Raw genomic sequence first — 24921 nt, 5'->3', positions numbered from 1 at the left:
CTCGTGACGACACGGGGATATGTCGCCGAATCGATGGCGGGGACGGACGGACTTCTGCTCGCGCTCGCGCCCGCGCTGACGCCCGCGGGGGTCGATCCTGCGCCGATGTTCTTCCGGGGCTTCGCGACGGAGCCGCGCTCGCTCGCGCTCGGACTCGTGACCCTCGCCGACATCACCGCGACCCGCTACTTCATGCCGCGGCCGACGACTGCACGCGACCCGGTTCTCACCGCCCACGGTGACCGGCTGCGGGCGGAGGTGTTCTCGGCGGACAACAGCGTGTACGCGCGGCTCGATCTGCTCGCGGACGGGGTGGACGGCGGCGACATCGGCTTCGGCACCACGAACGTCGACATCGGGCCGACGATGCGTCAGGCGCTGTCGGCGATCACGACGAACGACCTCCTGCACCTGGAGATCGGGGCCCACGGCCTCACCGCCGCGACCCCGGAGCGGGACGCCACGGAGCATCCGGTGCAGATGCCGGACCGCTGGGTGCGCGCGTTCGGCAACGCGTCCGAGCTGCACGCCACGCTGACCCCCGCGTTCACGATCTCCGCCGCACAGGCGCGAACCTTTCTGGCGAGCCTGCCGGTCGGTGCCGGCAAGGACGGCTGGCTCACCGCCGTCCCGACCGGCATGCGCGTCGCGCCGCGTGCGACCCCGGGGGCGGTCTTCGTCAGCGGGCTGCATCGGCTCGGGGGACTCAAACGCCTGGTGACCGTGGTCCGCTCGCTCACCGTCTACGGCCCGCCGGACGGCGCCGGACCCGCCGCCGTGGAGCTCGAGGTCGCCGGTGCCCGGTTGCTCGTCGCCCTCACCGACAACGCCTCGCGCGGATACTCCGGCGAGGGGTCGCTGCTGGTCTCCCTCGCCGCGCCCGACGCGCTGGAGAACGCCGAGACCCTGTCCGCGCTGCTGTCCTTCGATCCCGTCATCGACGTCGACCGTCTCGCTCGGGACGCCGACCTGGCCACCACGGACGTGCGGGACGCGCTCGCGGTGCTCGCCGCATCCGGCCGCGTCGGCTGGGATCCGCGCGAGCAGGCGCACTTCCATCGCGAGCTCCCGGACGATCCGGACCGCGTGGACCGCGACAACCCGCGTCTCGCGCGCGCCCAGCGTCTTGTCCAGACCCCGGGTGGCGTGCGGCGCGACGGCGACGCGTGGATCGTCGATGCCGGAACCAGTACGCACACCGTTCGCGAAACGGCGGACGGACACTCCTGCACCTGTGTCTGGGCGATGCGTCACGGCAGCGGTCGGGGCCCGTGTGCGCACATCCTCGCCGTCATGCTCACGAAGGGCGCGTCATGACCGATCTCGACCCGAGGCTTCTGGCTGCGATCGAGGTCTTCCGCGATCTCGGGTGGGACGGCGCGGACCGCGCCCTCGCTGCGACCCTGCCGCTCGGATCGCCCGCACAGCAGCGCATCGCGAAGGCCGGACTGGCGAAAGGCGAGTGGTCGGAATGGGTACGCCGCGGAAACTCCACCTCCCGCGAGAGCCTGATTCCGGTGGACGCCGCGATGCTCGGGGCGTTCGCGCTGCGACTGGGAGTGCCCGCTCGGCGAGCCGTCGATGTCTTCCCGGTGACGTTTCCGTGGACGCGGCAGGGGGAGGTGCTCACCGCCTGCGGCCCGGCCACGGTGGCGGCATTCGCGAAGCAGCGCCGAGCGCTCCGTCTGTCGTCACCACCGATCGTGATCGCGGTGAACGCGCTGGGCATCGACATCCCGACCGCGGAGGAGTACCTGCGGCGCTGGGCGCACCTGGCGGAGTCCGCGATCAGCGGCACGACGGAGCGGAGTCCGGAGTTTGTCCTCCCGGTCGAGGTCATGCGCGCGAGATTCGCCGAGCACCTGCGGCTCGTCCTCGCGACGGGCGTGCAACCGTCCGGACGATGGGAGCGCATCGTCGCGTACGGCGTGCGCGACGAGTTGATCTCCCGGGACGAGGCACGCGACCTCGTCCTGCAGGCGATGGAGTCGGCCACCCGGCCCGGCGACCGCAAGATTTGGGCGGCGGTGCTGATGGACGACCTGCAGACGCCGGACGCGTTCGTCCGCGAGCACGCCGGCACCGTCGTGTCCGTGATGTCGGTCGCCGACGACACGGTGATCACCCGCTTCGCCCCTACTCTGCTGGCGGCGCGCGACGACGACCTGACCCTGCAGGTGCTGCTGATCGGGCTGGGCGCGAAGAGTGCGAAGGCCAAGGCCACCGTGCTCGCGGCCGCTCTCGCCGAACCGCAGCCCGGCCCGGACTTCGCGGCGATGATCGGCGAGTCGGTCGCCCCGCTGGTCGGCCACAAGGACAAGAAGGTGGCGACGCTCGCGCGGCGACTCCTGGACGAGTGGCAGCTTGAGGCCGAGCCCGACCCCGACGAGGGGCCCGCACCGGTGCGGGGACTCTGGCGCCCGACCCCACCGCTTGCGGACGTGCCCCGTTTCGACGCCGGACCGGCCGACGCCGAGAATCTCACTGCGCTGACCTCCACGCTGCTCGCGCGTCGTCCGGAGCCGGTGACGCTGGACGTGGAGCGCTTCCTGTCGATCGTCGCGGCTGTGGCGTTCCGCGATCCGGAGGCCGCCCGAGCCGCGCTGCGAGGCGTCCGTTCCACCTGGTTCGCGGGCCTGCGGGGCGTCGCCGGGTGGCGCGACGGCACCGACGTGAACGGCGCTGATCGCAGCGGCTACCAGTCCGCCACCCCGCTGCAAGCACGCGAAGCTGCCCTGTTCCTCCGCCTCGGTGACGTGCCGGTGCTCCTGTCGACGCCGAGCTGGGACGACTTCCGCGTCGATCCCGCCGATCTCGCGTCGCGGCTGTCGGCGTACCGCGCGGCGGATGCACCGGCGCTGGAGGCCGACCTGCGTCTGGCGCTGTCGCGGCTCGACGTCTCGGATCTGACCGATGCGCTGGGCGCGGAGCTGGAGGCGACCGAGGTTCCGATCGCGCTGCAGGACGGCTCGGTGGTCCCGCGCACGACGGGGGAGCTGCTCGCCGACTGGCTCGCCGCGGTGCCGGAGCATCCTGGCGTCGATCGCGAGAACACACCCCTGCCTCTGCCCGCGCATCCGGCGTTCCGGGACCTGCCGGATCGTCCGACGGCACGGCGTAACGAGATCGCGGAGTGGCCGACGTGGCCGGAAGCGACACCCGGGTGGAACGCGCCGGAGACCGCGGCGGTGCGCTCGCGTCCCAACGGTGTCGCGCCGTCGTCCCAGCTGCTCTCCGGCGTCGGTGAGGGCAGGGTCGATCTGGAGACGCCGATCGCCGCGTGGGAAGCCGGTGTGCTCCTGCCCGGGGTCGCCTCGGCCGATCGCCTGCAGCGGGCCGGGACGATCCCGAACATCGCGGCACGCGTGGTGGCGTGGGAGGAGCTGGCGAACGCGGGGCTGCTCTCGGCGGTCTGGCCGCTGGTCGCGGACGTCATCGCGATCACCGGGGCGGGAACGCGCGTGGCGCCGGGGACCGCCGAGGCGGTGGAGCTGCTGGAACGCATGCTCCCCGAGGTGCGCGCGGCGATCGACGCCGGTCTGGCATCGGAGGATGCGCTCGCGCTTCCGGGCGTCCGGCTGCTCGCCGCGCGTCGCGGGTCGTCGAACGCCGTCGTCGCGGCGAAGAGCCTGGTCGCGCAGCTGCCCGAGGTGGTGGTCCCGGAACCCGCGCCTCGTGCCGCCCTGAGCGAGGAGGAGTTCGCCGCGGCGTGGCCGACGATCGCGGATCCGGTCGCCGCCGCCGACGGGGCGACCGTCGCCGTCGAGATCGACCGTGCGGCGAAGTCGTTCCAGGCGCGGATCACCCTGTCTGACGGCTCCCGGCACACCTACGAAGGCCGCTGGGTCTGGGGGCTGCCGCATGAGGGCGTGGCGATGGTCGGACCGAACACATACCTGCGCTTCGACGGCGATCGCCTCATCGCATCCGAGGGTCACGATGGCCCCGCGACCCCGCTGTCGGAGTCCCTCGTGCGGGTCCTCGTCACCATGCTCCAGACGCCGGACGCGTACCATTTCTACACGTTCGCCGGCGCGATCTCGCGCGGCCAGGTCGGTGCGACGGCGATCGGCTCGGCGCTGACCGACCTGCTCCCGGTCGACGGGTTCGACCCGCACCGCATCGTGCGGCTACTACCGCGCTACCCGGAGACGCTGCCGGGCCTGTACCCCGTGCTCACCGGCGCGATCCGCTACGCGAGCACACTGTCCGGCACTCCACCCCGGTGGCTCGTGCGCATCATCGACGTGGCCACGGAGTTCGCCCTCCCGCTGCGCGAGGCGGCCGCCCGCGGCCTGCTTCCCGCCGAGCACGCGGCGTGGCCCGGTCTCGCCGACCTCGCGGCGTCGTCGCCGTCCGCGGCCGTGAAGCGCAAGGCCGCCGCATTGCGGGACCTTCTCGGCGTGTGACGCCCGTCACCCGTTTCCGTCAGCACCGGGCGCGGTGAGGCGACGCAGCTTCGGAATCGGGATGCGCTGGTCGATCGCGATGGCCGTGCGTGATCCGTCCGGGTGCGTCCACCGCAGCACCGCCGGGGTGCCACCGGCCTCGCCAGAGATCACCTCGGGGGCGCCGTACACGGGAAGATCGCCGACGGCCTTCACGGAGTGGCCGAACTGCTCGGTCCAGAAGTAGTGCTGGAACGCGAGTTCGGGAGCGTCCGGATCCAGGAGGGCGGACGCGGCGACCTTCGCCTGCTCGATCGCGTTGGTCCACAGGGCCAGGCGCGGCAGCCCGCCCCAGTGCGCGACGTCACCGGCGGCGACGATGTCGTCCCGGACGCGGCCGTGCGCGTCGACGGACAGGACGCCGTCGGTGAGCAGGCCGGACTCGGCCAGCCACTCGATGTTCGGCTGATCGCCGACCGCGCTGATCAGCACGTCGGCCGCGAACACCCTGCCGGTGTCGCTGACGACGACGGGGCATCCGTCGCGCTCCTCCACCACCGCACCGTCGACCACGACGATCTCCAGCCCCTGCACTCGGGCGGACGCGGTCAGCAACCCGGACACGTGCGCGCCGAGCTGACGCGACATCGGCTCGGACGTCGCGACGAGCGTGGTGCGGCAGCCCGCGGCGACGGCCCCGGAGGCGACCTCCATGCCGAGCACACCGCCGCCGAGCACCACCACGTCCGGCGCACCGGCGAGGGCGTCCCGGACCGCGTGCGCGTCGGCGAGATCGCGCAGCGTCAGCTCGCGCGGGTGCTCGCTCAGGCGTCGCGCGCGGGAGCCGGACGCGATGACGAGTCCGTCGTAGGACAGCTCCTCACCGTCGTCCAGGACCACGACGCGGCGGTCGGCGTCGAGCCCGGTCGCGGATCGCCCGAGCAGCTCCCGGGCGCCGTGGCCGGAGGCGGGCAGCTCGTGCGCGGTGAGGTCGGCGTCCGGCTTCAGCAGGGCCTTCGACAGGGCCGGACGGCTGTACGCCGCGCACTCCTCGGAGCCGACGACGACGAGGTCGCCGGTGAAGCCGCGGTCGCGGAGGGTGTCGCACGCGGTCAGCCCGGCGATGCCGTTGCCGACGACGACGATCCGCTCCATCGTGGCGGTCATGACGCGTCGGAGAGGCGCAGCGCGGCGACCGGGCAGACCCGCACCGCGGCCTGCGCGCGGGCGACGGCGTCGCCGCTGACCGTGACGACGTCGAGCACCAGCTCGCCGTCATCGTCCAGGTGCATGAGCTCGGGGGCCGCCTCTTCGCACAGGCCGTGGCCCTCGCAGCGCGGTCGATCCAGTTCGATGTCCATGATCTCCACTCGCTCCGTGTTCATCGCAATTCCTCCTCAAGCCGGGACGACGTCGTGCACCGGCAATGCCGAGATGCTGCGCGTGATGTTGGCGGGCTCGCGCACCTCGTCGCCGACGCCGAAGGACTCGACGTGGGTGGCGAGCGCGCGGATGATGGCGTGCGCCTCGAGCTTCGCCAGGCCCTGACCGGCGCAGCCGTGCGGTCCGTAGCCGAACGCGAGGTGGTCGACGGCGTTCCGCGTCACGTCGAACACGTCCGCGTCCGGGAAGTGCCGCTCGTCGCGGTTGCCGGACGCGAAGAGGATCGCGACCTGCGCGCCTTCCGGAATCGTCACGCCGTCGACCACGACGTCGCGGGTGGCGCGGCGGCCCCAGGCGTGCACCGGGGACCAGTACCGCAGCACCTCGGCGAAGGCCGACGGTACGAGCGTCGGGTCCTGGCGGACGAGGTCGAACTGCTCCGGGTAGCGGCCGAACAGCGCCACGATGTTGCCGATCGAGGCGACCGTGGTGTCGACGCCGGCGCCGAGGTACTGGTGGATGATGTGGCCCGCGCTGCCCTCCGGGATGTCTCCGGCGAGCTCGGCCTCGAAGATGCCGCGCCCGATGGAACCCTCGGCGAGGTCGTCGGCCGTCACCGTGCTGCACCACGCGTACAGCTCGCCCGCGATCGGGAAGTGCTCCTGCGTGCGCCGGTTCATCGGGCCGATGACCTCCATCGCGGCCTGACCCCAGCGCAGCATGTTGTCCTTCGCGTCGCCGGTGAAGCCGATCAGGTCGGCGACGATCTCCAGCGGGAAGGCGCGGCCGAGGTCCGCGATCGCGTCGAACCCACCGCGGGCGGCGAGGTCTGCGATCAGGGCGTTGGCCTTCTCCTCGATCTGCGTGCCGAGGCCGCGGAGCGAGCGGGGAGTCAGGTTGGCGGACAGGGTGGCGCGCAGCGTCGTGTGCTCCGGCGGGTCCGAGCGGAGGGACGTTCCGGTGAGGGCCTCGTTGACCATCGGGTTGAAGCCGATGGACGTCGACGAGAACGACTCCCAGTCGCCGAGGGCGTCACGGATCGCGTCGTATCGCGTCAGCGCGTAGACGTCGTTGCGGGGGAGGTGGACGACGGCCCCGAGCTCCCGCAGCGCCGTGAACGTCTCGTAGGGGTCGACGAGGATGTCGTCGGCGAACAGGTCGATGTCCGAGGTGGGCGGAGTGGTGGCGCCCTCGGTCGTGGTGCCGTCGATGTCTGAGGCCGGCGTGGACTGGGTGTGGGTGTCGTCGATGTTCGCAGCGGGAGGCGTGTTCGTCATGTCTCGTCCTTGAGTCTCGATGGATGCGGTGCGGCAACGCACTACGCTTTACGCATAGTAAAGCGTATGGGTTTACATGATGTAAAGAAAATTCTCGCAAACCTCTAGCAGACTCGGTTTACGTCATGTAAAGTGACGGAACGGATTGCCGGACCGGCCGTCCCCATCCACTCAATGAGGAGCAGCGTGAGCAACGAAGCCTTCGTGACCACCGTCCTCGGCCCCGTCGGGGTCGACGACCTCGGCGTGATCGCCGTCCACGAGTCCCTGCTGTCGGTCGTCCCCGGCGCCCAGTACGCGTACGACATCACGATGGATCGCGCCGAGATCTTCGACCGGCTCGAAGCCGCTCTCGTCGCGTTCCGGACGGCCGGCGGCGGCACGATCGTCGACCGCCCCGGCATGTTCCACGGGCGGGACGTGAAGCTGTACGAGGCGCTGTCCCGGGCCACGGGCGTGCACATCGTCGCCTCGACGGGCATGGGTCCGGAGGAGAACCTCGGCGGCTACTTCCTGACGCCGCAGACGAACCCGCCGACGCCCTGGCCGGCCGAGCGCTTCGCCGAGCTCTTCTCGGCCGAGATCACCGAGGGCATGGTCGTGCCGCGTGTCGAGCGTCGCGGCGGTGCCGGACTCGTCGTCACCGCGCTCACCGAGCCGGAGCCGACCGCCACCGACCTCAGCCTGCTGCGCGGTGCCGCGCGTGCCGCCGCCGCGACCGGTGTCGCCCTGTCCTTCTCCGCCGCGGACCCCGCCGCCGCCCCGGCGATCAGCGGGGAGGAGGGCTCGCCGCGTGTGGTCATCGCGAGTGCCGACCGCCGCGACTGTGTATAGGAGACGGGCGGGGTGGCGGCGGTGGACCCCCGCAATCAGCGCGGAGGAGGGCTCGCCGCGTGTGGTCATCGCGAGTGCCGACCGCCGCGACCGCGCGGAGCAGGCCGCTGCGTTCGTCGCAGCCGGTGCGTTCGTCGCGATCGATCACGTCGGGTCCGTCGATGATGCGTACCTGACGGACGCCGAGCGCGTCGGCCTGGTGCGGCGCCTCATCACCGCCGGACGTGTCGACCGCATCGTGCTGTCGTCCGGGTCGGTCGGTGTCGCGAAGGGCTTCGACGCCCCCGCTGCCGACTACGCCGCGGTCCTCACGACTTTCGTCCCCGCGCTGCGGGACTCCGGGGTGTCCGACGACGACATCACCCGAATTCTCACCGATAACCCGCGCGATCTCCTCGCCCGAGTGGAGGCCTGACATGGCACACGTGAACACCGTCCTCGGTCCGATCTCCACCGCGGAGCTGGGCTTCACCTCGATCCACGAGCACGTCGGCTACGGCATGCCCGGAAGCGAGCTCGACACGAAGTGGTGGAAGAGCCCGGAGGAGCGCTACGCCGAGACCGTGCCGAAGCTGCGTGCGTTCCGCGAGTACGGCGGCAGCACGTTCGTGGACGCCACCGGCATCTGCAACGGGCGCGACATCAACTACTACCAGTCGCTGTCCGAGAAGACCGGCGTGCACATCGTCGCGGCCACCGGCTTCGTCGGCGGCGACACCGCGCTGAAGCACTTCGCGGACGCGAGCGTCGAGTACTTGGTCGATCAGTTCGTCCACGAGCTGACGGTCGGCATCGGCACCACCGGTGGCAAGGCCGGCATCATCAAGGTCGGCGTCAGCCGCGGCTTCAAGATGCTGCCCCTGGACCTCAAGATCTACCGCGCCGCCGCGCGCGCGTCGCTCGCCACCGGCGTGCCGATCCTCACCCACCTCGCCGTCGACTCGCAGCCCGCGCTCGACATCTTCGCCGAGGAGGGGCTGTCGGCGAACCGTGTGCTGTTCGGCCACGCGGATGACGGCGTCAGCCAGGGCAAGGTCGACGAGGAGGGCATCCTCGCCGCCGGTGGGCGCATCGGCTTCGACACGTTCGGCTACGACCTGGAGTTGCCGGACCCGCCGTTCTGGGGCCGTCACCGCGACGAGCGCTTCCAGCACCTGATGCGGTTCCTCCGCGCCGGGCAGGTGGACCGGGTCCTCGTCGCCGCGGACGCCAACTGCTCGCCGCTCGGCTGGCCCGGCGTGAAGGGCCACACGATCAACTACCTGTTCGAGCAGCTGATCCCGGACCTCCGCTCGGACGGCGTCGACGACGCCACCATCACCCGCCTCTTCGTCGACAACGTCGCCGACTTCTTCACCCCCGAAAGCTGAGACAGATCATGGAACTGAACGGACTGCGCGTCGCGATCATCGGCGCCGGATACGCCGGGGCGTCCACCGCGAAGGCGCTGAGCCTGCTGGGCGCCGACGTCACCGTCTACGAGCAGGCCACGCAGGCCGGTGAGGTCGGTGCCGGCATCGGCCTCCGTCCCTCGTCCATGGCAGCGTTCCGCGAGTGGGGGATCGACGGCGCGATCGAGGCGGTCAGCTCGGCCAGTCACGGCCTGCGGATCATCACGCCGCAGGGTCAGCTCATCCACGCGGAGGAGTGGCCGGAGAAGGACGTCTTCGGCACGACGACGCACTTCATCCACCGCCGCGACTTCATCGACGCGCTGCTCGGTGTGCTGCCCGAGGGCATGGTGCGCTTCGGGCACCGCCTGGTCGACATCGTCGATCACGGCACGACCGCGACCGTGACGTTCGAGAACGGGACGAGCGTCGAGGCGGACCTCGTGATCGGCGCGGACGGGATCAGCTCGCGCGTGCGTCGGGCGTTCTTCAGCGACAAGGCGCCGGTGTTCGCCGGCGAGCACGCCTATCGTGCCGTGTTCGACATCGATCTCGTGCCGGGCGTCTTCGAGGATGACAACGACTTCCACATCTACTTCGACGCCCCCACGAACCGCCACCTGTACCTGCTGCCGCTGAAGCACCGCGGCCAGGTCTCCTTCGACATCACGGTCCCGTCCGACGACGCCACGTGGTCGCCGGAGGTCACCCGAGAGCAGCTCGTCGCGTCGATGGACGGCTTCGACGAGCGTTTCCAGGAGGTCACCCGGACGATCGCGCTGGACGCGATCAACTGCCGTTCCGCGCACGACATCGACTCCGTGGATCGGTGGCACACCGACTCCGTCGTCCTCATCGGTGACGCCGCCCACGCGATGCTGCATCACCAGGGGCAGGGTGCGAACTCGGCCGTGCTGGACGCGAAGGGCCTCGCCGAGGCGCTGCGCGACGCGGACTCCGTCGCCGCCGGGCTCGCGGCCTTCCAGGCCGCGCGCAAGCCGATCACCGACGAGTACCAGCGCATCTCCCGCGGCGGCTGGGACGGCGACAACCTCGAGGACGGCTTCCCCGGGCAGCATGGTGACTCCGCGAAGGTCGAGGCCTGAGCATGCCGTCGTATCCGATTCCCGTCGCGAAGGTCGAGGCCTGACGATGCCACTGCATCCGACGATCGCGGACCGCCTCGCCTCCCTGCCGCAGGGTGAGCCCGGTCCGCTGGACCCCGCCGCCATGCGCGCGGACGAGGCGTCGCACGTTCCGCCGCTCGACGAGCGGCACCCGGTCGCACACGTCGCAGACCGCACGGTCGGCGGTGTCCCGGTTCGGGTCTACGCCGACTCTGCGGAGCCGGGCGGCGTGGTCGTTTACTTCCACGGCGGGGCGTTCTTCCTCGGCAGCCTGGACACGCACGACCACATCGCGCGTCACCTCGCCACCGCGACCGGGCTCCGCGTGGTGTCGGTCGGCTACCGGCTCGCGCCCGAGCATGCGTTCCCGGCGGCGCTCGAGGACGCCGCGAGCGTGCTCACGGCGATCATCGACGATCCGACCGACCTCGGTTGGGACGGTGGGACGCTCGCGGTCGTCGGCGACAGCGCCGGCGGCACGATCGCGACGGCGGTCGCGGCCGACCTGCACGACCGCGGCATCGATCGCATCACGCACCAGGTGCTCTACTACCCGGCGCTCGATTTCGATCTGGACCTCGACCGCTACCCGTCCCTGACCGAGAATGCGGTCGGCTACGGGCTGGAGACGGCCGGCATGGCCCCGTTCAATCAGTTCTATCTGGACAGCGGTGCGGACGTCCGGGACCCCCGTGTCTCGCCGATCAAACGGGCGGATCTGGCCGGGCTTCCGGCGGCGCTCATCCTGACGGGCGAGTTCGACCCGATGCGGGACGAGGGCGAGACCTATGCCGTCCGGCTGCGGGAGGCGGGTGTCCGCGTCGAGCAGGAGCGCTACGTCGGTGCCGGGCACGGGTTCGTGCAGCACTTCTTCTGGCTGCCCGAGTTCGGCCGGGCGTTCGCCCAGACGGCCGACTTCGTCCGGGACGCGCGATGAGCATCGTCCACCCGCTCGTCGCGCCGTGGGGCCGGTTCAGCCTGCGAAGCTTCTTCATCGACGCCGAGCGTCCGGCCATCGTCGATACCGGCGTCGCGGAGTCCCCGGCGGGGATGGCGACGCAGGTCGCGGCCCTCGGCCGGAACATCGCGGACGTGCGCTGGATCCTGCTCACGCACGGCCACATCGATCACATCGGCGGGGCTGCGGGGCTTCGCGAGCTGACCGGGGGCCTCGCCGACGTCGTGATCCACACCGCGGACGCCGACTTCCTGCGTTCTCGCGAGGCCCACGTCGCCGAACGGCGCGACGGCCGCGGACACTTCGTGTCGGGGGACGAGGACGCGCACCGCGCCGAGCTGCGCGCGGCGATCGGGGGCGAGCTCGACCCCGACTGCACGGTCAGCGGTGGCGAGGCGCTGGATCTCGGCGACGTTCGAGTGCGCGTGCATGCGATTCCGGGGCACACCCCCGGGGAGGTCGCGTACGAGATCGAGGGCACCGGCGACGTCTTCGTCGGCGACGCCGTCCAGGCGTACGGTGCCGCGAGCGGGTTCCCGGGATACGAGGACCCGGACGCCTACCGCGCCAGCCTGGAGTATCTGCGCGACGTCGTGAAGCCCGAGCGGTTGTACCTGGGCCACCCGTATCGCCGTCAGGACGGGTCGGAGTTTCCGGAGGTGCTCGACGCGGCCGACGCGCTCGAAGCCATTCAAGGATCTCTCGACAACGAAGCTCGTATCCGCGCCGCCTTCCTCGCGCACCCCGCCGAGGCCACGGACTCGCCATACTCGCCGTTCCAGGCTGTCGCCGAAGCGCTCGGCTACACCGGGAACCCGGCGCAGGAACCCGCGCCCTTCTTCACCACCATGAACGCCTATACGAGCCACGTCGGGAGCGACCGATGACCACCACCCACACCATTCAGGCCGGCAACGCCACGATCTCGGTCATGAAGGACCTCACGGTCCCCATGCGTGACGGCGTGAACCTCGTCGCCGACGCGTACACCGATGAGGCCGTGACGCCGCGTCCGGCGCTCGTGGCGCTGAGCCCCTACGGCAAGGAGTTGCAGGCGCTCGCCCTCACCATGCCGCCGCAGCGCCGTCCGTCCCCGATGTGGGATGGGTGCATCGAGGCCGGGGACATCGCGCGGGTCGTGGACGAGGGCTACGTCCACGTCATCGGTGACATCCGCGGGTCCGGCGGGTCCGAGGGCGACCACGTCGGCAACTACAACGCCGGTGGGGTCTCGCTCGGCCAGGACGCCTACGATTTCATCGAGTGGGTCGCGGCGCAGCCGTGGTGCGACGGCCGGGTGGGGATGATCGGCATCTCCTACTTCGGGTCGATGCAGATGCTGGCCGCGGCGGAGCGTCCGCCGCACCTCAAGGCCATCTTCATCTCGGGCGGGCACTACGACTTCTACGAGACGACCTATCACGGCGGCATCATGTGGCTGATGCCGCGGGCCGCGCGCGAGGGCCGCGGTGGCGACTCGGGGTGGGCGTTCACCGATCGCATCACCTCGCGCATGCTGGAGACGGTGTCCGACGAGGAGGTCAAGGCTCGCGTGGCCGCGCGCTTGGCGGACCCGGACGTGCAGGCCTGGCCGAACCTCGTCCACACCCTGCACTACCCGAAGCACCACGAGGCGTGGTTCGACATCATCACGAACGAGCTCGACGGCGAATGGTACGAGGAGCGCAACCCGGTCAACCTCGCGCCGCAGATCGAGGTGCCCACGTGGCTGCAGATCGATCAGGGTCGCGGGTGGACCGTGGACGGGACGATCGAGGCGTTCCACGCCGTCGGCAGCGAGCACAAGAAGCTCTCGATCGGCCCGTACCCGCCCATGCAGTCGCGTCCGTGGGTCGAGGAATACGACAAGATGTTCCGCTGGTACGACTACTGGATCAAGGGCATCGAGAACGGCGTGATGGACGAGCCGCGCGTCGAGGTGTTCGTCGAGGGGACGCGCGAGTACCTGACGGCGGACACGTTCCCGCCGAAGGACATCGACTACACGAACCTGTACCTGCGCACCCGTCGGCGGCTGTCTCCGGAGCCGGAGATCATGAACGTCGAGTACGCCGCGCCGGACGGGTTCTTCCAGGCCCCGCTCACGGTGACGGACACGGTCGAGGTGCTGTCCTGGTCCACGGCGCCGTTCGAGGAGCCGACCGAGATGATCGGTACCGGCGCCGCGCACCTGTTCGTCGAGATCGACCAGCCCGACACGAACCTCATCATGCGGTTCTGGGACGAGGCGCCGGGCGGGAAGCGGCAGCTGCTGACGTCGGCGTACCTGAAGGCCTCGCACCGCGAGCTGTCGCCGGAGTCCGCGCTGGGGAACCCGGTGCACCCGCACACGCGTGCGGTGCCGGTGGAGCCGGGCGTGATCGAGGAGTACGTGCTGCGGATCTACCCGTTCGCGGCGGTGTTGCTTCCGGGGCACCGCCTTGTCGCCGAGCTGTCCAACGATGAGCCGCTCGCCGACGAGCACAATGCGCTGCTGCCGCCGGACGCCTTCCACCTCCCGGTGGGGCGGCCGGTGACGCACAAGATCTACCGCGACGCACAGCACCCGTCCCGCCTGGTCCTGCCGTTCACGAAGGCCTGATCATGGGGGCGGTTTCGCCCTCATAAGATGAGGCGAGAGTCGACGCGGGGGATCCCGGGAGAGGGGCACGTCATGGCCCGGTTCACACGCACCCTTCCGGTGCTCATCGGGCTGGCGGTGCTCACCCTCACCGGGTGCACCGCTCCGTCCGCGGAGCCGACGGAGTCCGCCGCAGCCCCGACGGAGGCGCCGTCCGCGACGCCGACCGAGGAACCTGTCGCGGAGGGACGCACGGTGCCGGCGCAGTGCGCGTCGCTCGACCTGGCTCCGGGAGCGCATTTCGCCGGTGCGACGCTGGGGGAGTGCGTGGCGGTGGCGCTATCGTCCTACGGCTCCGGGCGGATGATGTTGGACGACGACCTGAGCGGGACCGTCGATTTCACCTACGCCCCGGACTACGCGTTCCAGGGGACGGTGACGGGGCCGAGCGGTGAGGCCCGCGTCGTCTACGTGGGCGGGAAGATGTGGATGGACACCGGCTCCGGTTTCGTCGAGGGTGACCCGGAATCGAGTGACCCCCAGGTCCGGATGGTTGGGGCCGTGGCGGCGCTGTACGCCCACTTCTCCGATGTACGCCAGACGGCCGATTTCGTCCGTGCCCAGCCCGGCTGGTCGGTCGCCGCGGAGCGCAAGCCGATCACGCTGCCGGGCGGCACGACGGTCGACGCGTACGAGATCGTCAGCGATGGAGCGTTCACCTGGAACGAGGTGCCGGTCGACGAAATGGTGCTGCGGTACGGCGAGGACTGGGTTCCGGTCGGCGTGCAGGCTACGGTCTCCGCGTTCGGTTCGACGGTCACGCAATCACAGACGTTCTTCGACCTCGGGGTTCCCATCACGATCACGGCGCCCACGGCGAACTGACGGCACGCGCGCGTCGGCGCTCCATGACGCTTGGCGTTCGGTGCAGCTCGGCGACCTGCGCGCCGGTCAGAATGGCGGGATGTCTTCCGCGCCGTCATCGGCGCCGGCGAACACGACGGTTCGCGGCGGCCGGTCCGTGTAGTGCACGCCGAGCGGACTGGTCCACTCGATGATGCCGCCGGGGAGGTTGTCGGCTCGCCATCGGGTGTGATGCTTCAGCGTGTGGTGTCGGCGGCAGAAGTGGCCGAGGTTGCTGATCGCCGTCGGTCCACCGAGCGCCGCATCGATCGTGTGGTCGGCGTCGGACCGGTAGGCCGGGTACCGACAGCCCGGGAACCGGCAGTGCTCGTCGCGAACCCGCAGGATCCGTCGCTGGCCCTGTGAGGGCTGGTAGCGATCCACGCTGAGGACGGTGCGGGTGACCGGGTGCGTGAACAGCCGGTCCCAACCCGGCGCGACGGCGGCGAGGGTGCGTGCCGTGTCGGAGTCGATCGGACCGTGTCCGACCAACTCGGCCCCCGTCGTGGAGGCGCCCGTGAGGACATCCGCCGGGATGTTCACCTGGACGTGTTCACGGACGTTCTTCAGACTCCCGCCGGCGGTGGTCGGCTCGGCCGCGAGCAGCAGATCGGCGAACACGTCCGCCGTGATCTGCGCCAGCGTCCGGTCGTCCGGTCGCGGCTCGTCGCCGCTGTCCGCTTCACGGTGGTTCTTGATGCTCCGCGCGCACTGGTTCAACCGATCCGCGATGCCGTGCGCGAGCACGGTGGGCAGGTAGGCGTGCAGTTCGCTCATCCCGTCCCTGTCGTCGCGCACGTCGACGCATCGCTCGGCCCGAGCCGCGCGATGGCGTTCGTCGATCGTGTCGGTCCGGGCGGCCTCTGCGTCCATCGTGATCCTGTGCCGCAAGCGGGAGGCCGACTCCTCCTCCGCGACCACCACAGCCCCGGCTTCGAACTCGGCCTTCCGTTCAGCGTCCTCGATGGGGCTCCCCTCGTCCACGATCACGCGCGCGTGCGCCAGGGAGATGCGGCCGGCGGAGAGGGCCGCGTGGGTGCGGGGGAACGTGTGGACCAGCGTGAAGGCATCGGAGAGCTGGCCCTGGATGACGCGATCGCTGATCCGCAGGGCCGCGCCCAGTTCAGCGCTGACCTCGCGGACGGCGAGCTCATGGTCGCGACCGCGTGCCGAAAGACCCTCCGCCCGGCACTCCGCGACATCCAGCACCGCGGCGAAGTTCACGGCACGACGCCCCTGCAATCGCGCGATCTCCGCGTCGATGCTCACCGTGTCCTCGACCAGCCAACGCATCCGCGCGTCCGATCCACGGGGGCCAGGCAGGTGGCCGAAGGGGTTCGTCTCGTTCGACATGCCCTCATTCTTCCACCGATGGGGAACAAATCTACGAAACTCAGTGCGACTTACGTATGCTCCAGTCCTATGCCCCGTGCCGCCGCCATGCAAGCCATCGTCGAAGGATCAAGGGGAACAAATCCACGAAACTATTGCCGCTCCCATGACGTATCGCGGGGCCACTCGATCCGCCCCAGGAACTCACGAATGTCGGCAGCCACATCCGCGTGCACCTCGGCCACCGGAATCGTCGCGACCCCGTCCCCGCTCTGCGGTCCATATGCGCCGAACGAGGTATGGTTCGCCCCGTCGATCACCACCATCTCGGCATCGCTCGGCAGCAGCGCCCGAGCCTCCGAGACCTTCGCCGGCGTGGACAGCCCGTCCTTCGACCCCGCCAAACTCAACACTGCCACATCGCTCCCGGACAGGTCGGTCGCGCAATAGCTCCCGAGCAGCACCAACGGTGTCGCCTCGTTCGCGAGCATGCATGCACGCACGCCGCCGAGCGAGTGTCCGGCGACCGCCCAGTGGAAGGCGTCCGGCGCGACCGCGGCGAAGTCCGACACCCCGCGCACATCAAGGAACGCCAGGTTGAACGCCAGGTGCGGGATCACGACGGTGGTCCCGGACGCAGCGACATCGACGAACGTCGGTGCGTATGCGAGCGGATCGACCTTCGCGCCGGGCAGCATCACGACGCCCATGCCGTTCGACTCACCCGTCGGAGAGAGAACCCAACTGCCATCCACTTCCGTCAGTGAGACGCGATCGTCGGCGCGCACGGCCGCGATCGCGTCGTCGTCCGGCTGGTACACGCCGATGGTCGCCCACGCTGTGAAACCCACGACGACCAGGAACACGGCCGCCAGCGCGAACGCCCCGGTGAGCTTGAGTCCGCGGTGTTTCGCGTTCGCGCCCGCGGGCTTCTGGTCCATCTCTCCACCGTACGCCGCTCCGGCCACCCGCCCCGTCGCGCCCTGTCCCGGAAGGGGCTTGATCCCCGTGCGGCCTCTGTGTGACAATGAACGCACAGCGAACGAGAGTTCGCAGAGCGAACGCAAGGAGGCGTGATGATCGACAAGACCATCGCGGACACCGCGGCCGCCGTCGCGGGGATCGCGGACGGCTCGACCGTGATGATCGGCGGATTCGGCCGGGCCGGTCAGCCCGTGGAGCTGATCGACGCCCTGATCGACCACGGCGCGAGCGACCTCACGATCGTGAACAACAACGCAGGCAACGGCGACGTCGGCCTCGCCCGACTCCTCTCCACCGGACGCGTGCGCAAGATCATCTGCTCCTTCCCCCGCCAGAGCGACTCGTGGGTGTTCGATGACCTCTACCGCTCCGGACGCATCGAGCTCGAGCTCGTCCCGCAGGGCAACCTCGCCGAGCGCATTCGCGCCGCCGGCGCCGGGATCGGCGGCTTCTACTCGCCCACCGCCGTCGGAACAGAACTCGCCGAGGGCAAGGAAGAACGCGTCATCGACGGACGCCGCTATCTGCTCGAATACCCGATCCACGCCGACGTCGCGCTGATCAGCGCGCTTCGCGGCGACCGCTGGGGCAACCTCGTCTACCGCGAGACCGCCCGCAATTTCGGCCCCATCATGGCCGCCGCCGCGACGAGCACGATCGCCCAGGTGGACGAGATCGTCCCGCTCGGCGACATCGACCCGGAGTCCGTCGTCACCCCCGGACTGTTCGTGGACCGCGTCGTCGCGGTCGGCGAGCGCGCCTGGCTGCAGGACGGCGCATTCATCGGCGGCGTCGACCTTGAGGGCCGCCCGCTCGCGACGGAGGAGAACGCATGAGCACGCGCATCAGTCGCCAGGACCTCGCCGCCCGCATCGCCGCGGACATCCCGGAGGGCTCGATCGTCAACCTCGGCATCGGTGCCCCGACGCTCGTCGCGGACGCGATTCCGGCCGAGGCCGAGATCATCCTGCACACCGAGAACGGCATGCTCGGCATGGGGGGTGCTCCCGCCGCGGACCAGGTCGATCCGGACCTGATCAACGCCGGGAAGCAGGCCGTCACCGCTCGCGCCGGCGCGGCGTACTTCCACCACGCCGACTCCTTCGCGATGATGCGCGGCGGACACCTGGACGTCTGCGTCCTGGGGGCCTTCCAGGTCGCCGAGAACGGCGACCTCGCGAACTGGTCCACCGGAGCGGAGGGCGCGATCCCCGCGATCGGCGGCGCGATGGACCTCGCGATCGGTGCGAAGGACGTCTACGTGATGACGGACCTCCTGACCCGGGACGGTGCGTCCAAGCTCGTCGCCCGATGCACCTCCCCGCTGACCGGTGTGGGCTGCGTGTCCCGCGTCTACACTGACCACGCCGTGTTCGACGTGACTCCGGACGGATTCCGCGTGCGTGAGGCGTTCGGCGACAACACGGTGGCCTCGCTCGCCGAGCTCACCGGCCTCGATCTCGGAGGAGAGTGACATGCCCACCACCCACATCCACGACGCCGTCCGCACCCCGTTCGGTCGCGCCGGCGGCGCGCTCTCCGGTGTCCGGCCGGACGATCTCGCCGCCGTCGTGATGCGCGCCACGATCGAACGCACCGGGGTCGACCCGGCCCGCATCGCGGATGTCATCTTCGGCGACGCGAATCAGGCCGGCGAAGACAACCGCAACGTCGCGCGCATGGGCGCGCTGCTGGCCGGTTTCCCCACCTCGGTCCCCGGAGTCACGGTGAACCGCCTGTGCGCGTCCAGCGTCGAATCCGTGATCCAGGGCGCTCGCGCGATCGAGTCCGGCGACGCGGAGATCATCCTCGCCGGTGGCGTCGAGTCGATGAGTCGGGCACCGTTCGTCGTGGAGAAGTCGCCGAAGCCATGGCCGGCCACCGGCAACCAGACGATGTGGAACACCTCGATCGGCTGGCGGATGACCAACCCCGCCCTCCCCGGTCCCTGGACGGTCTCCAACGGTGAGGCCGCCGAGAAGACCGCACGCGTGAACGGCATCACCCGCGACGATCAGGACGCGTTCGCCGTGCGGTCGCACCGCCTCGCCGCGCAGGCGTGGGCGGACGGCGTCTACGCGGAGGAGACCGTGCAGGTCCCGAACGCTCCGCTGGATCGTGACGAGGGCATCCGTCCGGACTCCTCGATGGAGAAACTGGCGACCCTGCGATCGCTGTTCGCCGCCGACGGCACCGTGACCGCGGGCAACTCGTCCTCGATCAACGACGGTGCGTCCGCCGTGCTGCTCGCCGCCGAAGGCGTGCTGGAGGGTGAGCCGCTCGCGCGCATCACCGGCCGCGGCGCGCACGGCGTCGACCCGGACGACTTTCCGATCGCGCCGATCGAGGCCGCCAACAAGGCCCTCGCTCGTGCCGGACGGACCTGGGCCGACGTCGACCTCATCGAGCTGAACGAGGCGTTCGCGTCGCAGGCGCTCGCGTGCGTGCGTGGCTGGGACGTGGACCCGGAGATCATGAACATCCATGGCGGTGCGATCGCCATCGGACACCCGCTCGGCGCGTCCGGCGGCCGCATCATCGGTCACGCGGCTCACGAGCTGCGCCGCCGCGGTGGCGGCGTCGCGGTCGTCGCGATCTGCATCGGCGTGGGCCAGGGGCTCGCGCTCGTGCTGGAGCGGTGAGCGCGCGTCGATAGGGTTTTCGGATGAGCGAGAACGAATCCGCGGGCGGCACCGTCCAGTCCCTGGTGCGCGGCCTCGCCGTGCTGCGGGCCTTCGACGGACCGGAAGCGCTCTCGGCAGCCGACGTCGCCCGCCGGGCCGAGATCCCGCGCGCGGCCGCCGCCCGGTTCCTGCGGACCCTCGCCGAGCTGGGCTACGTGCGGGCGGACGCGAACGGCCGATTCCAGCTCACCCCGCGCGTGCTGGAGTTCGGCAACGGCTACCTGTCCGGACTCTCGCTGCCGGAGATCGTGCAACCGCACCTCGACGACCTCTCCCACCGCGTGGGGGAGTCGGCGTCCGTTGCGGTGCTGGACGGCGCGGACATCGTTTACGTCGCCCGCGCGGCGGCGCGTCGGATCATGAGCGTGCACATCACGATCGGCACCCGGTTGCCCGCTTACGCGACCAGCATGGGCCGCGTGCTGCTGGCCGCACTGAGCCCCGACGAGGCACAGTCGGTGCTCCGTGCGACCCCGGCTGCCCCGTTGACCGATCTCACGACCGTCGATCCGGGCGATCTCGTCCGGATCCTGGCGGAGACGCGCACCAACGGCTTCGCCGAAGTGGAAGGTGAGCTCGAGGAGGGCGTGCGTTCGTTCGCGGTGCCGCTGCACGGACGCGCGGGCACCGTTGCAGCGCTGAACGTGTCGATGAGCACCGCGCGCGGTACCCAGGCCGAGGCCCGCGAACGGCTGCTGCCCGAACTTCGCATCACCGCGGCCGCCATCGACGCTGAACTCGTCGCCTCCGGCGTCTGAACGAGGGGCGTGCGATCACTCGCTGGGGATCAGGACCCAGGCGACGACGTATGCGACCAGGGGCACGCCCAGCAGGACGGTCAGGATCCGAACGAGCGCGACGCTCACGCCCAGGCGATTCGCGACCGCCTGACAGACACCGGCGATCCAGCGACCGGCGAGAGGGCGGACGAGGGGGGGTTGTGCGTTCGTCATGAGGCTCAGTCCATCATGTCGCTTCCCGGAGTGGGACACCGGTGGGCACGCATCGCTGAACCGCGCGACTCAGCCGTCCAGGTGCTCCGGGCGCGGGCCGACGCCGATCAGACGGCCGGTGAGCCGCGTCAGGACCGGGAACCGTGCGAGCATCCGCAGGGTGAGCGGCATCCGCCGTGGGCGCGGGGAGGTGAGGAGGAAGCGCTGCATCGCCCGCTGCGTCCCTTGGATGACGCGCGTCGGGAACATCCGGCGCTGCTGGACCCGGCGCAGGTCGGCGACGGAGGGGGTACCGCGTCGCAGCGCCGGCGCGAGCAGGCGGACGGCCGCGACCGCATCCTGGATCGCCAGATTGATCCCCACGCCGCCGGCCGGGGACATCGCGTGCGCGGCGTCCCCGATGCACAGCAGGCCCGGGACGAACCACCGCCGCAGCCGCTGGATGCGCACTCGCAGAAGCCGCATGTCCCCGACCTCCAGCGCACCGACGGCCGGTGTCAGGGACGGCGCGATCGCGGCGACGCGCGTGCGCATCGCCGCGAGGTCGCGGGTCTCCCCGCGCCAACTGCCGGCCGGGATGACGTGCGCGATCTGCAGGAACTCGTTCCGGTCGATGGCGATGACGAGTCCCTCGCCGACGCTGAAGAACGGCAGCGAACGAGATTTCTGCCGGTCCGGGGGGCTCGGAGATGTGTAAAAGAGACGGCGGAACCACAGGACGTCCATCGCAGCGGCCCCGCCGACAGGAATCAGACCCGTGGCATCGCGGACCGCTGAGTCGCGACCGTCCGCCGCGATCACGAGGCGCGCCCGAACGGACAGCTCACCCGTCGGCGTCGAGGCGCGCACGCCCGCGACGCGACCGTCCTCCTGGATCAACCCGACGACCTCCGCTCGCCGGATCAGCCGGAACTGCGGTTCCCGCGCCCCCGCATCGGCGAGCAGGTCGAGAAAGTCCCCCTGCGGCATGAAGGTCATCACTTTCCGGCGCGTGCGCAGGTGGGTGAAGTCGGCGAGCGTCAGGTCCTGTCCCCACCAGCTCATCCGAACCCGTGGCATGTCCGCGTGCGGCAGAGCGAGGAAATCGTCGAGGAGCCCCATCTCGGCCAGGAGGTCCTGGGTTGCCGGATGGATGGTGTCGCCGCGGAAGTCACGGAGAAAATCTCTGTGCTTCTCCAGAACCACGACCTCGATCCCCGCGCGGGCGAGCAGCAGACCCGCGATCATCCCGGCGGGGCCGCCGCCGACGATGACGCATGTGGTGGGGAGGTCGGTGTCCATGGGGAGATTCTCGGTCCGGAACCGGGATGACGGAACCATGGTCGTGGATCCGGTTCGGCGCCGGGGTTCGGCCGCCGGCGGGGGAGCCTAGAATTTCACCCATGGGTGCATTCGATGACGTCGCGGCGGACCGTGAGCTGGAAGTCCTGACCTGGGACGGGTTCGGAGAGGCCGCGCGGGACCTCGCTCGCACGATCGTCGGCTCCGGATGGATGCCGGACATCGTCGTCGCCGTCGCCCGCGGCGGACTCCTGCCGGCCGGCGCGCTCGCGTATGCGCTCGGCATCAAGGCCATGGGCACGCTGAACGTCGAGTTCTACACCGGCGTCGGGGAGACGCTGCCGGAACCGGTCGTGCTGCCGCCGCTGATGGACACCTCGGAGTTCCCCGGCCAGCGCGTGCTGATCGTCGACGACGTCGCCGATTCCGGCAAGACGCTGGACCTCGTCGTGCGGATGATCCGGACCCAGGGCCTGCCCGCCGACGTCGACGGCGACGGCATCGCGAACGACCGCATCCCGGTCGACGTGCGCTCCGCCGTGCTGTACACGAAGCCGTCCTCGATCATCGCGCCGGACTACACGTGGAAGGCCACCGCCGAGTGGATCGCCTTCCCGTGGTCGGACAAGCCCGCCGTCACCGCGGAGTCCTGACGCCGGATCAGAGCCACCGCGGCACGCCGAACGCGCGCCGCATGACCGCGTCGACCGCGCGGTCCGGCAGCAGGCGGCGTCCGATCATCGACGGCTTCGCGTTCGACCCGATCGCGTAGCGGGTCTTCGGTCGTCGCGCGGTCGCGGCGTGCACGATCGCGGCGGCGACGACGGAGGGCTGTGAGGCGCGGGCCTCCATCCGGTGCATGCTCCGCGCAAAGACTTCGACGAGGCGTCGGTAGGGCCCGATCGCGGACGTACTGATCGCCGATTCCAGGGCGATCCCGTCCCATTCGGTGGCGATCACGCCGGGTTCGATCACGACCACGCGGATCCCGAACGGGGCGAGCTCGAGGCGCAGGGCATCGCTCAGCCCCTCCACGGCGAACTTGCTGGCGTGGTACCAGGACCCGAGCGGGGAGGCGATCCTGCCGCCGATCGAGGACACGTTGATGACGGTGCCGCCGCGCTGCTCCCGCATCGTCGGCAGGACGAGCTGAGTCAGGCGGGCCAGACCGAACACGTTGACGTCGAACTGCCGGTGCGCCTCCTCCGGTGCGACCTCCTCGAACGCACCGTACGAGCCGTACCCCGCGTTGTTGACCAGTACGTCGATCCGGCCCCGCTCGGCGAGGACGCGCGCCACACCGGCCGTCGCGGAGGATTCGTCCGTGACGTCCATCCCGAGGGTGCGAATGCCCTCTGCAGCCAGCGCGGACATCCGGTCCACACGCCGCGCGACCGCGTACACGACGAAACCCGCGCGGTGCAGAGCGGAGGCCGAAACCGCTCCGATCCCGGATGATGCGCCCGTCACGATCGCCACCGGTTCGTTCGCCATGCTGATCCCCGCTCTCCCGACTCCGGCCACGGTACCCCGCCGACTCGACAGGCGGACCGGTGTGCGCGACAGTGGAGGCAGCGACGACGAGGAGAACCATGCCCCGAGTGCTGGTCGTGCACCACACCCCCTCGCCCGGGATGCAGCAGATGCTGGAGGCCGTGCTCGCCGGCACCCGCGACCCCGAACTGGACCCCGTCGACGTCGTGGTCCGCAGTGCCCTCCGCGCGACGGCATCGGACGTGTTCGAGGCGGACGCGTTCCTCCTCGGCTCGCCGGTCAACATCGGCTACATCTCCGGCGCGCTGAAGCACTTCTTCGACCAGGTCTACTACCCGACGCTGCTGGACCGACGCGGGGCGCCGTTCGGCCTGTGGCTGCACGGTTCCAGCGACGCCACCGGTGCCGTGCGCGCGGTCGACGCGATCACCACCGGCCTCGGCTGGCAGCGCGCACACGAGGACGTCATCGCCCTCGGCACCGTCGACGTGGCGATCGAGGACCGCTGCCACAGTCTCGGCGCGACCCTCGCCGCCCTCGCCGCGACCTGACGCCCCTTCTCGGCGCCCCGTTCCCGACAACTCGTCGGACCCTGCCGAACCCCTGGCATCCTGCAGAACCATGTGGGCCGAGGTGGGAGGGTGCACGGCTGTGCGATCCGCGGCGGACGTGCTGGGGTCCGGAATGGATCAGGCGGCCGGACGAAGGAGCGGGCCGAGGGTGCCGAGCGTCTGCTCCAGCGGCACCGACGGGTCCAGGAGCCACTGCACCTGGAGGCCGTCCGAGGCGGCGACGATGAGCGCCGCGATGGCGTCCGGGTCGACGTCCGCGCGGATGAGCCCGGCTGCCTGGTCGCGGCGCAGCCGCTCGGCGGTGCCCGCCCGGACGGCATCGAAACGCGCGGTGAAGAAGTCGCGCGCCGCCGTGCTGTTCGCCTCGAGGGACCCCGCGACGAGGGTCGTGTACAGCTCCACCAGGCCCGGCACTGCGACGTTCGCCGTGGCGGCGTTCACCATCGCCGTCACGGCGTCGGCGGCACCGTCGGGGTCCGGGTCGTCCGGATCCTCGCGGCGTCGCCGCTCGTGGTGCTCGTACACCGCGACCAAGAGCTGTTCGCGGGAGTCGAAGTAGTGCAGGAGGGCGGCGTGCGAGACGCCGAGGGCTTCCGCGATGCTGCGCAGGGACGTGCCGCTCGCGCCCCGGTCGCGGAAGACTTCGATGGCGCGATCCAGGATCTCCTGGCGTCGGGCGACGCCCTTCGCGTAAGCGCCGCGGCGGCCGATCTCGGCGTCGCCGCGCGCGGGTCCGGCCGTCGGGGAAGTCATGGATCGAACGATAGCCGAGAAAAACA

The 24921-nt window shown here is 70.6% G+C and carries 25 protein-coding genes; 16 read left to right on the top strand and 9 right to left on the bottom strand.

What is annotated here, in order from left to right; genetic code table 11:
* Positions 1–3: 3 nt before the first annotated feature.
* A complete protein-coding gene (locus BN1193_RS14620) occupies positions 4–1317 on the top strand; it encodes a hypothetical protein (RefSeq protein ID WP_052460827.1) in 1314 nt (437 codons plus the stop codon).
* Entirely contained in the window at positions 1314–4409 is a 3096-nt protein-coding gene (locus BN1193_RS14615; protein ID WP_040167590.1) for a DUF7824 domain-containing protein, read from the top strand. Before BN1193_RS14620 ends, BN1193_RS14615 begins: the two co-directional genes overlap by 4 nt.
* A gap of 6 nt (positions 4410–4415) precedes the next feature.
* Here BN1193_RS14615 and BN1193_RS14610 read toward each other — a convergent pair whose 3' ends face one another.
* From BN1193_RS14610 to BN1193_RS14600, 3 genes are read right to left on the bottom strand one after another with little or no spacing between them, the layout of a single operon-like run.
* The gene (locus tag BN1193_RS14610) at positions 4416–5555 is read right to left on the bottom strand and encodes an NAD(P)/FAD-dependent oxidoreductase (protein ID WP_040167589.1); all 1140 of its coding nucleotides are present in this window, start codon (positions 5553–5555) and stop codon (positions 4416–4418) included.
* On the bottom strand, positions 5552–5773 hold the full coding sequence (locus BN1193_RS14605; RefSeq protein WP_230206515.1) for a ferredoxin: 222 nt from the start codon (positions 5771–5773) through the stop codon (positions 5552–5554). The genes BN1193_RS14610 and BN1193_RS14605 overlap by 4 nt, the downstream gene beginning before the upstream one ends.
* Before the next feature lie 12 nt (positions 5774–5785).
* Complete coding sequence (locus BN1193_RS14600; protein ID WP_094770559.1) at positions 5786–7048, bottom strand: cytochrome P450; 1263 nt, start codon at positions 7046–7048, stop codon at positions 5786–5788.
* A gap of 186 nt (positions 7049–7234) precedes the next feature.
* Between BN1193_RS14600 and BN1193_RS14595 the strand changes: the two genes are divergently transcribed.
* From BN1193_RS14595 to BN1193_RS14560, 8 genes are all read left to right on the top strand, one after another.
* Entirely contained in the window at positions 7235–7882 is a 648-nt protein-coding gene (locus tag BN1193_RS14595; protein WP_230206514.1) for a phosphotriesterase family protein, read from the top strand.
* A 61-nt stretch (positions 7883–7943) separates the two neighbouring features.
* Complete coding sequence (locus BN1193_RS18185; protein ID WP_195907879.1) at positions 7944–8297, top strand: phosphotriesterase family protein; 354 nt, start codon at positions 7944–7946, stop codon at positions 8295–8297.
* 1 nt (position 8298) lies between these two features.
* On the top strand, positions 8299–9252 hold the full coding sequence (locus tag BN1193_RS14585) for a phosphotriesterase family protein (protein ID WP_040167588.1): 954 nt from the start codon (positions 8299–8301) through the stop codon (positions 9250–9252).
* An 8-nt stretch (positions 9253–9260) separates the two neighbouring features.
* Positions 9261–10379 carry an FAD-dependent oxidoreductase gene (locus tag BN1193_RS14580; RefSeq protein WP_040167586.1) on the top strand — a complete coding sequence of 373 codons (1119 nt, stop codon included), beginning with the start codon at positions 9261–9263 and terminating at the stop codon, positions 10377–10379.
* Positions 10380–10425: 46 nt separating this feature from the next.
* Positions 10426–11337, top strand: a complete 912-nt coding sequence (locus BN1193_RS14575; RefSeq protein ID WP_040167584.1) for an alpha/beta hydrolase — start codon at positions 10426–10428, stop codon at positions 11335–11337.
* On the top strand, positions 11334–12245 hold the full coding sequence (locus BN1193_RS14570) for an MBL fold metallo-hydrolase (protein WP_040167583.1): 912 nt from the start codon (positions 11334–11336) through the stop codon (positions 12243–12245). Before BN1193_RS14575 ends, BN1193_RS14570 begins: the two co-directional genes overlap by 4 nt.
* On the top strand, positions 12242–13960 hold the full coding sequence (locus BN1193_RS14565) for a CocE/NonD family hydrolase (RefSeq protein ID WP_040167581.1): 1719 nt from the start codon (positions 12242–12244) through the stop codon (positions 13958–13960). Before BN1193_RS14570 ends, BN1193_RS14565 begins: the two co-directional genes overlap by 4 nt.
* Positions 13961–14032: 72 nt before the next feature.
* The gene (locus BN1193_RS14560) at positions 14033–14824 is read left to right on the top strand and encodes a hypothetical protein (RefSeq protein ID WP_040167579.1); all 792 of its coding nucleotides are present in this window, start codon (positions 14033–14035) and stop codon (positions 14822–14824) included.
* A gap of 66 nt (positions 14825–14890) precedes the next feature.
* Here BN1193_RS14560 and BN1193_RS14555 read toward each other — a convergent pair whose 3' ends face one another.
* The gene (locus BN1193_RS14555; protein WP_052460826.1) at positions 14891–16195 is read right to left on the bottom strand and encodes an HNH endonuclease signature motif containing protein; all 1305 of its coding nucleotides are present in this window, start codon (positions 16193–16195) and stop codon (positions 14891–14893) included.
* A gap of 131 nt (positions 16196–16326) precedes the next feature.
* Positions 16327–17115 carry an alpha/beta hydrolase gene (locus tag BN1193_RS14550; RefSeq protein ID WP_094770556.1) on the bottom strand — a complete coding sequence of 263 codons (789 nt, stop codon included), beginning with the start codon at positions 17113–17115 and terminating at the stop codon, positions 16327–16329.
* A 135-nt stretch (positions 17116–17250) separates the two neighbouring features.
* On the opposite strand from BN1193_RS14550, the gene BN1193_RS14545 reads away from it, so the two are divergent.
* The 4 genes from BN1193_RS14545 to BN1193_RS14530 are packed head-to-tail and all read left to right on the top strand — an operon-like array spanning position 17251 to position 20600.
* The gene (locus BN1193_RS14545) at positions 17251–17994 is read left to right on the top strand and encodes a 3-oxoacid CoA-transferase subunit A (RefSeq protein WP_040167578.1); all 744 of its coding nucleotides are present in this window, start codon (positions 17251–17253) and stop codon (positions 17992–17994) included.
* Positions 17991–18632 (top strand): 3-oxoacid CoA-transferase subunit B, encoded by a 642-nt coding sequence (locus tag BN1193_RS14540; RefSeq protein ID WP_040167576.1) that lies wholly within the window; start codon positions 17991–17993, stop codon positions 18630–18632. Before BN1193_RS14545 ends, BN1193_RS14540 begins: the two co-directional genes overlap by 4 nt.
* A gap of 1 nt (position 18633) precedes the next feature.
* Positions 18634–19800 carry a thiolase family protein gene (locus tag BN1193_RS14535; protein WP_040167575.1) on the top strand — a complete coding sequence of 389 codons (1167 nt, stop codon included), beginning with the start codon at positions 18634–18636 and terminating at the stop codon, positions 19798–19800.
* Between the two features lie 23 nt (positions 19801–19823).
* Complete coding sequence (locus tag BN1193_RS14530; RefSeq protein WP_040167574.1) at positions 19824–20600, top strand: IclR family transcriptional regulator domain-containing protein; 777 nt, start codon at positions 19824–19826, stop codon at positions 20598–20600.
* Positions 20601–20615: 15 nt separating this feature from the next.
* On the opposite strand, the gene BN1193_RS14525 is transcribed toward BN1193_RS14530, so the two are convergent.
* Positions 20616–20795 carry a PspC domain-containing protein gene (locus BN1193_RS14525; RefSeq protein ID WP_040167572.1) on the bottom strand — a complete coding sequence of 60 codons (180 nt, stop codon included), beginning with the start codon at positions 20793–20795 and terminating at the stop codon, positions 20616–20618.
* Positions 20796–20864: 69 nt separating this feature from the next.
* Positions 20865–22076 carry an FAD-dependent oxidoreductase gene (locus BN1193_RS14520; RefSeq protein WP_040167571.1) on the bottom strand — a complete coding sequence of 404 codons (1212 nt, stop codon included), beginning with the start codon at positions 22074–22076 and terminating at the stop codon, positions 20865–20867.
* A gap of 101 nt (positions 22077–22177) precedes the next feature.
* Between BN1193_RS14520 and BN1193_RS14515 the strand changes: the two genes are divergently transcribed.
* The gene (locus BN1193_RS14515) at positions 22178–22729 is read left to right on the top strand and encodes a phosphoribosyltransferase (RefSeq protein WP_040167569.1); all 552 of its coding nucleotides are present in this window, start codon (positions 22178–22180) and stop codon (positions 22727–22729) included.
* A gap of 7 nt (positions 22730–22736) precedes the next feature.
* Here the strand turns inward: BN1193_RS14515 and BN1193_RS14510 are convergent, their stop codons facing one another.
* Complete coding sequence (locus BN1193_RS14510) at positions 22737–23570, bottom strand: oxidoreductase (RefSeq protein ID WP_040167568.1); 834 nt, start codon at positions 23568–23570, stop codon at positions 22737–22739.
* A gap of 98 nt (positions 23571–23668) precedes the next feature.
* Between BN1193_RS14510 and BN1193_RS14505 the strand changes: the two genes are divergently transcribed.
* On the top strand, positions 23669–24121 hold the full coding sequence (locus tag BN1193_RS14505) for a flavodoxin family protein (protein WP_040167567.1): 453 nt from the start codon (positions 23669–23671) through the stop codon (positions 24119–24121).
* Positions 24122–24259: 138 nt separating this feature from the next.
* Here the strand turns inward: BN1193_RS14505 and BN1193_RS14500 are convergent, their stop codons facing one another.
* Positions 24260–24895, bottom strand: a complete 636-nt coding sequence (locus BN1193_RS14500; protein WP_040167566.1) for a TetR/AcrR family transcriptional regulator — start codon at positions 24893–24895, stop codon at positions 24260–24262.
* Positions 24896–24921: the final 26 nt, after the last annotated feature.

The sequence above is a fragment of the Microbacterium gorillae genome (genome assembly GCF_000826185.2).
Taxonomy (GTDB): domain Bacteria; phylum Actinomycetota; class Actinomycetes; order Actinomycetales; family Microbacteriaceae; genus Microbacterium; species Microbacterium gorillae.
This window is presented reverse-complemented; position numbering and strand designations above follow the sequence as displayed.

What these genes read in the sequence shown, in the direction of transcription:
- BN1193_RS14580 (WP_040167586.1), top strand. Translation starts at nt 9,261, where the DNA reads ATGGAACTGAACGGACTGCGCGTCGCGATCATCGGCGCCGGATACGCC.
- BN1193_RS14515 (WP_040167569.1), top strand. Translation starts at nt 22,178, where the DNA reads ATGGGTGCATTCGATGACGTCGCGGCGGACCGTGAGCTGGAAGTCCTG.
- BN1193_RS14610 (WP_040167589.1), bottom strand. Translation starts at nt 5,555, where the DNA reads ATGACCGCCACGATGGAGCGGATCGTCGTCGTCGGCAACGGCATCGCC.
- BN1193_RS14550 (WP_094770556.1), bottom strand. Translation starts at nt 17,115, where the DNA reads ATGGACCAGAAGCCCGCGGGCGCGAACGCGAAACACCGCGGACTCAAG.
- BN1193_RS14555 (WP_052460826.1), bottom strand. Translation starts at nt 16,195, where the DNA reads ATGTCGAACGAGACGAACCCCTTCGGCCACCTGCCTGGCCCCCGTGGA.
- BN1193_RS14575 (WP_040167584.1), top strand. Translation starts at nt 10,426, where the DNA reads ATGCCACTGCATCCGACGATCGCGGACCGCCTCGCCTCCCTGCCGCAG.
- BN1193_RS14535 (WP_040167575.1), top strand. Translation starts at nt 18,634, where the DNA reads ATGCCCACCACCCACATCCACGACGCCGTCCGCACCCCGTTCGGTCGC.
- BN1193_RS14585 (WP_040167588.1), top strand. Translation starts at nt 8,299, where the DNA reads ATGGCACACGTGAACACCGTCCTCGGTCCGATCTCCACCGCGGAGCTG.
- BN1193_RS14500 (WP_040167566.1), bottom strand. Translation starts at nt 24,895, where the DNA reads ATGACTTCCCCGACGGCCGGACCCGCGCGCGGCGACGCCGAGATCGGC.
- BN1193_RS14565 (WP_040167581.1), top strand. Translation starts at nt 12,242, where the DNA reads ATGACCACCACCCACACCATTCAGGCCGGCAACGCCACGATCTCGGTC.
- BN1193_RS14545 (WP_040167578.1), top strand. Translation starts at nt 17,251, where the DNA reads ATGATCGACAAGACCATCGCGGACACCGCGGCCGCCGTCGCGGGGATC.
- BN1193_RS14540 (WP_040167576.1), top strand. Translation starts at nt 17,991, where the DNA reads ATGAGCACGCGCATCAGTCGCCAGGACCTCGCCGCCCGCATCGCCGCG.
- BN1193_RS14530 (WP_040167574.1), top strand. Translation starts at nt 19,824, where the DNA reads ATGAGCGAGAACGAATCCGCGGGCGGCACCGTCCAGTCCCTGGTGCGC.
- BN1193_RS14615 (WP_040167590.1), top strand. Translation starts at nt 1,314, where the DNA reads ATGACCGATCTCGACCCGAGGCTTCTGGCTGCGATCGAGGTCTTCCGC.
- BN1193_RS14525 (WP_040167572.1), bottom strand. Translation starts at nt 20,795, where the DNA reads ATGACGAACGCACAACCCCCCCTCGTCCGCCCTCTCGCCGGTCGCTGG.
- BN1193_RS14600 (WP_094770559.1), bottom strand. Translation starts at nt 7,048, where the DNA reads ATGACGAACACGCCTCCCGCTGCGAACATCGACGACACCCACACCCAG.
- BN1193_RS14570 (WP_040167583.1), top strand. Translation starts at nt 11,334, where the DNA reads ATGAGCATCGTCCACCCGCTCGTCGCGCCGTGGGGCCGGTTCAGCCTG.
- BN1193_RS14560 (WP_040167579.1), top strand. Translation starts at nt 14,033, where the DNA reads ATGGCCCGGTTCACACGCACCCTTCCGGTGCTCATCGGGCTGGCGGTG.
- BN1193_RS14605 (WP_230206515.1), bottom strand. Translation starts at nt 5,773, where the DNA reads ATGAACACGGAGCGAGTGGAGATCATGGACATCGAACTGGATCGACCG.
- BN1193_RS14510 (WP_040167568.1), bottom strand. Translation starts at nt 23,570, where the DNA reads ATGGCGAACGAACCGGTGGCGATCGTGACGGGCGCATCATCCGGGATC.
- BN1193_RS14520 (WP_040167571.1), bottom strand. Translation starts at nt 22,076, where the DNA reads ATGGACACCGACCTCCCCACCACATGCGTCATCGTCGGCGGCGGCCCC.
- BN1193_RS14505 (WP_040167567.1), top strand. Translation starts at nt 23,669, where the DNA reads ATGCCCCGAGTGCTGGTCGTGCACCACACCCCCTCGCCCGGGATGCAG.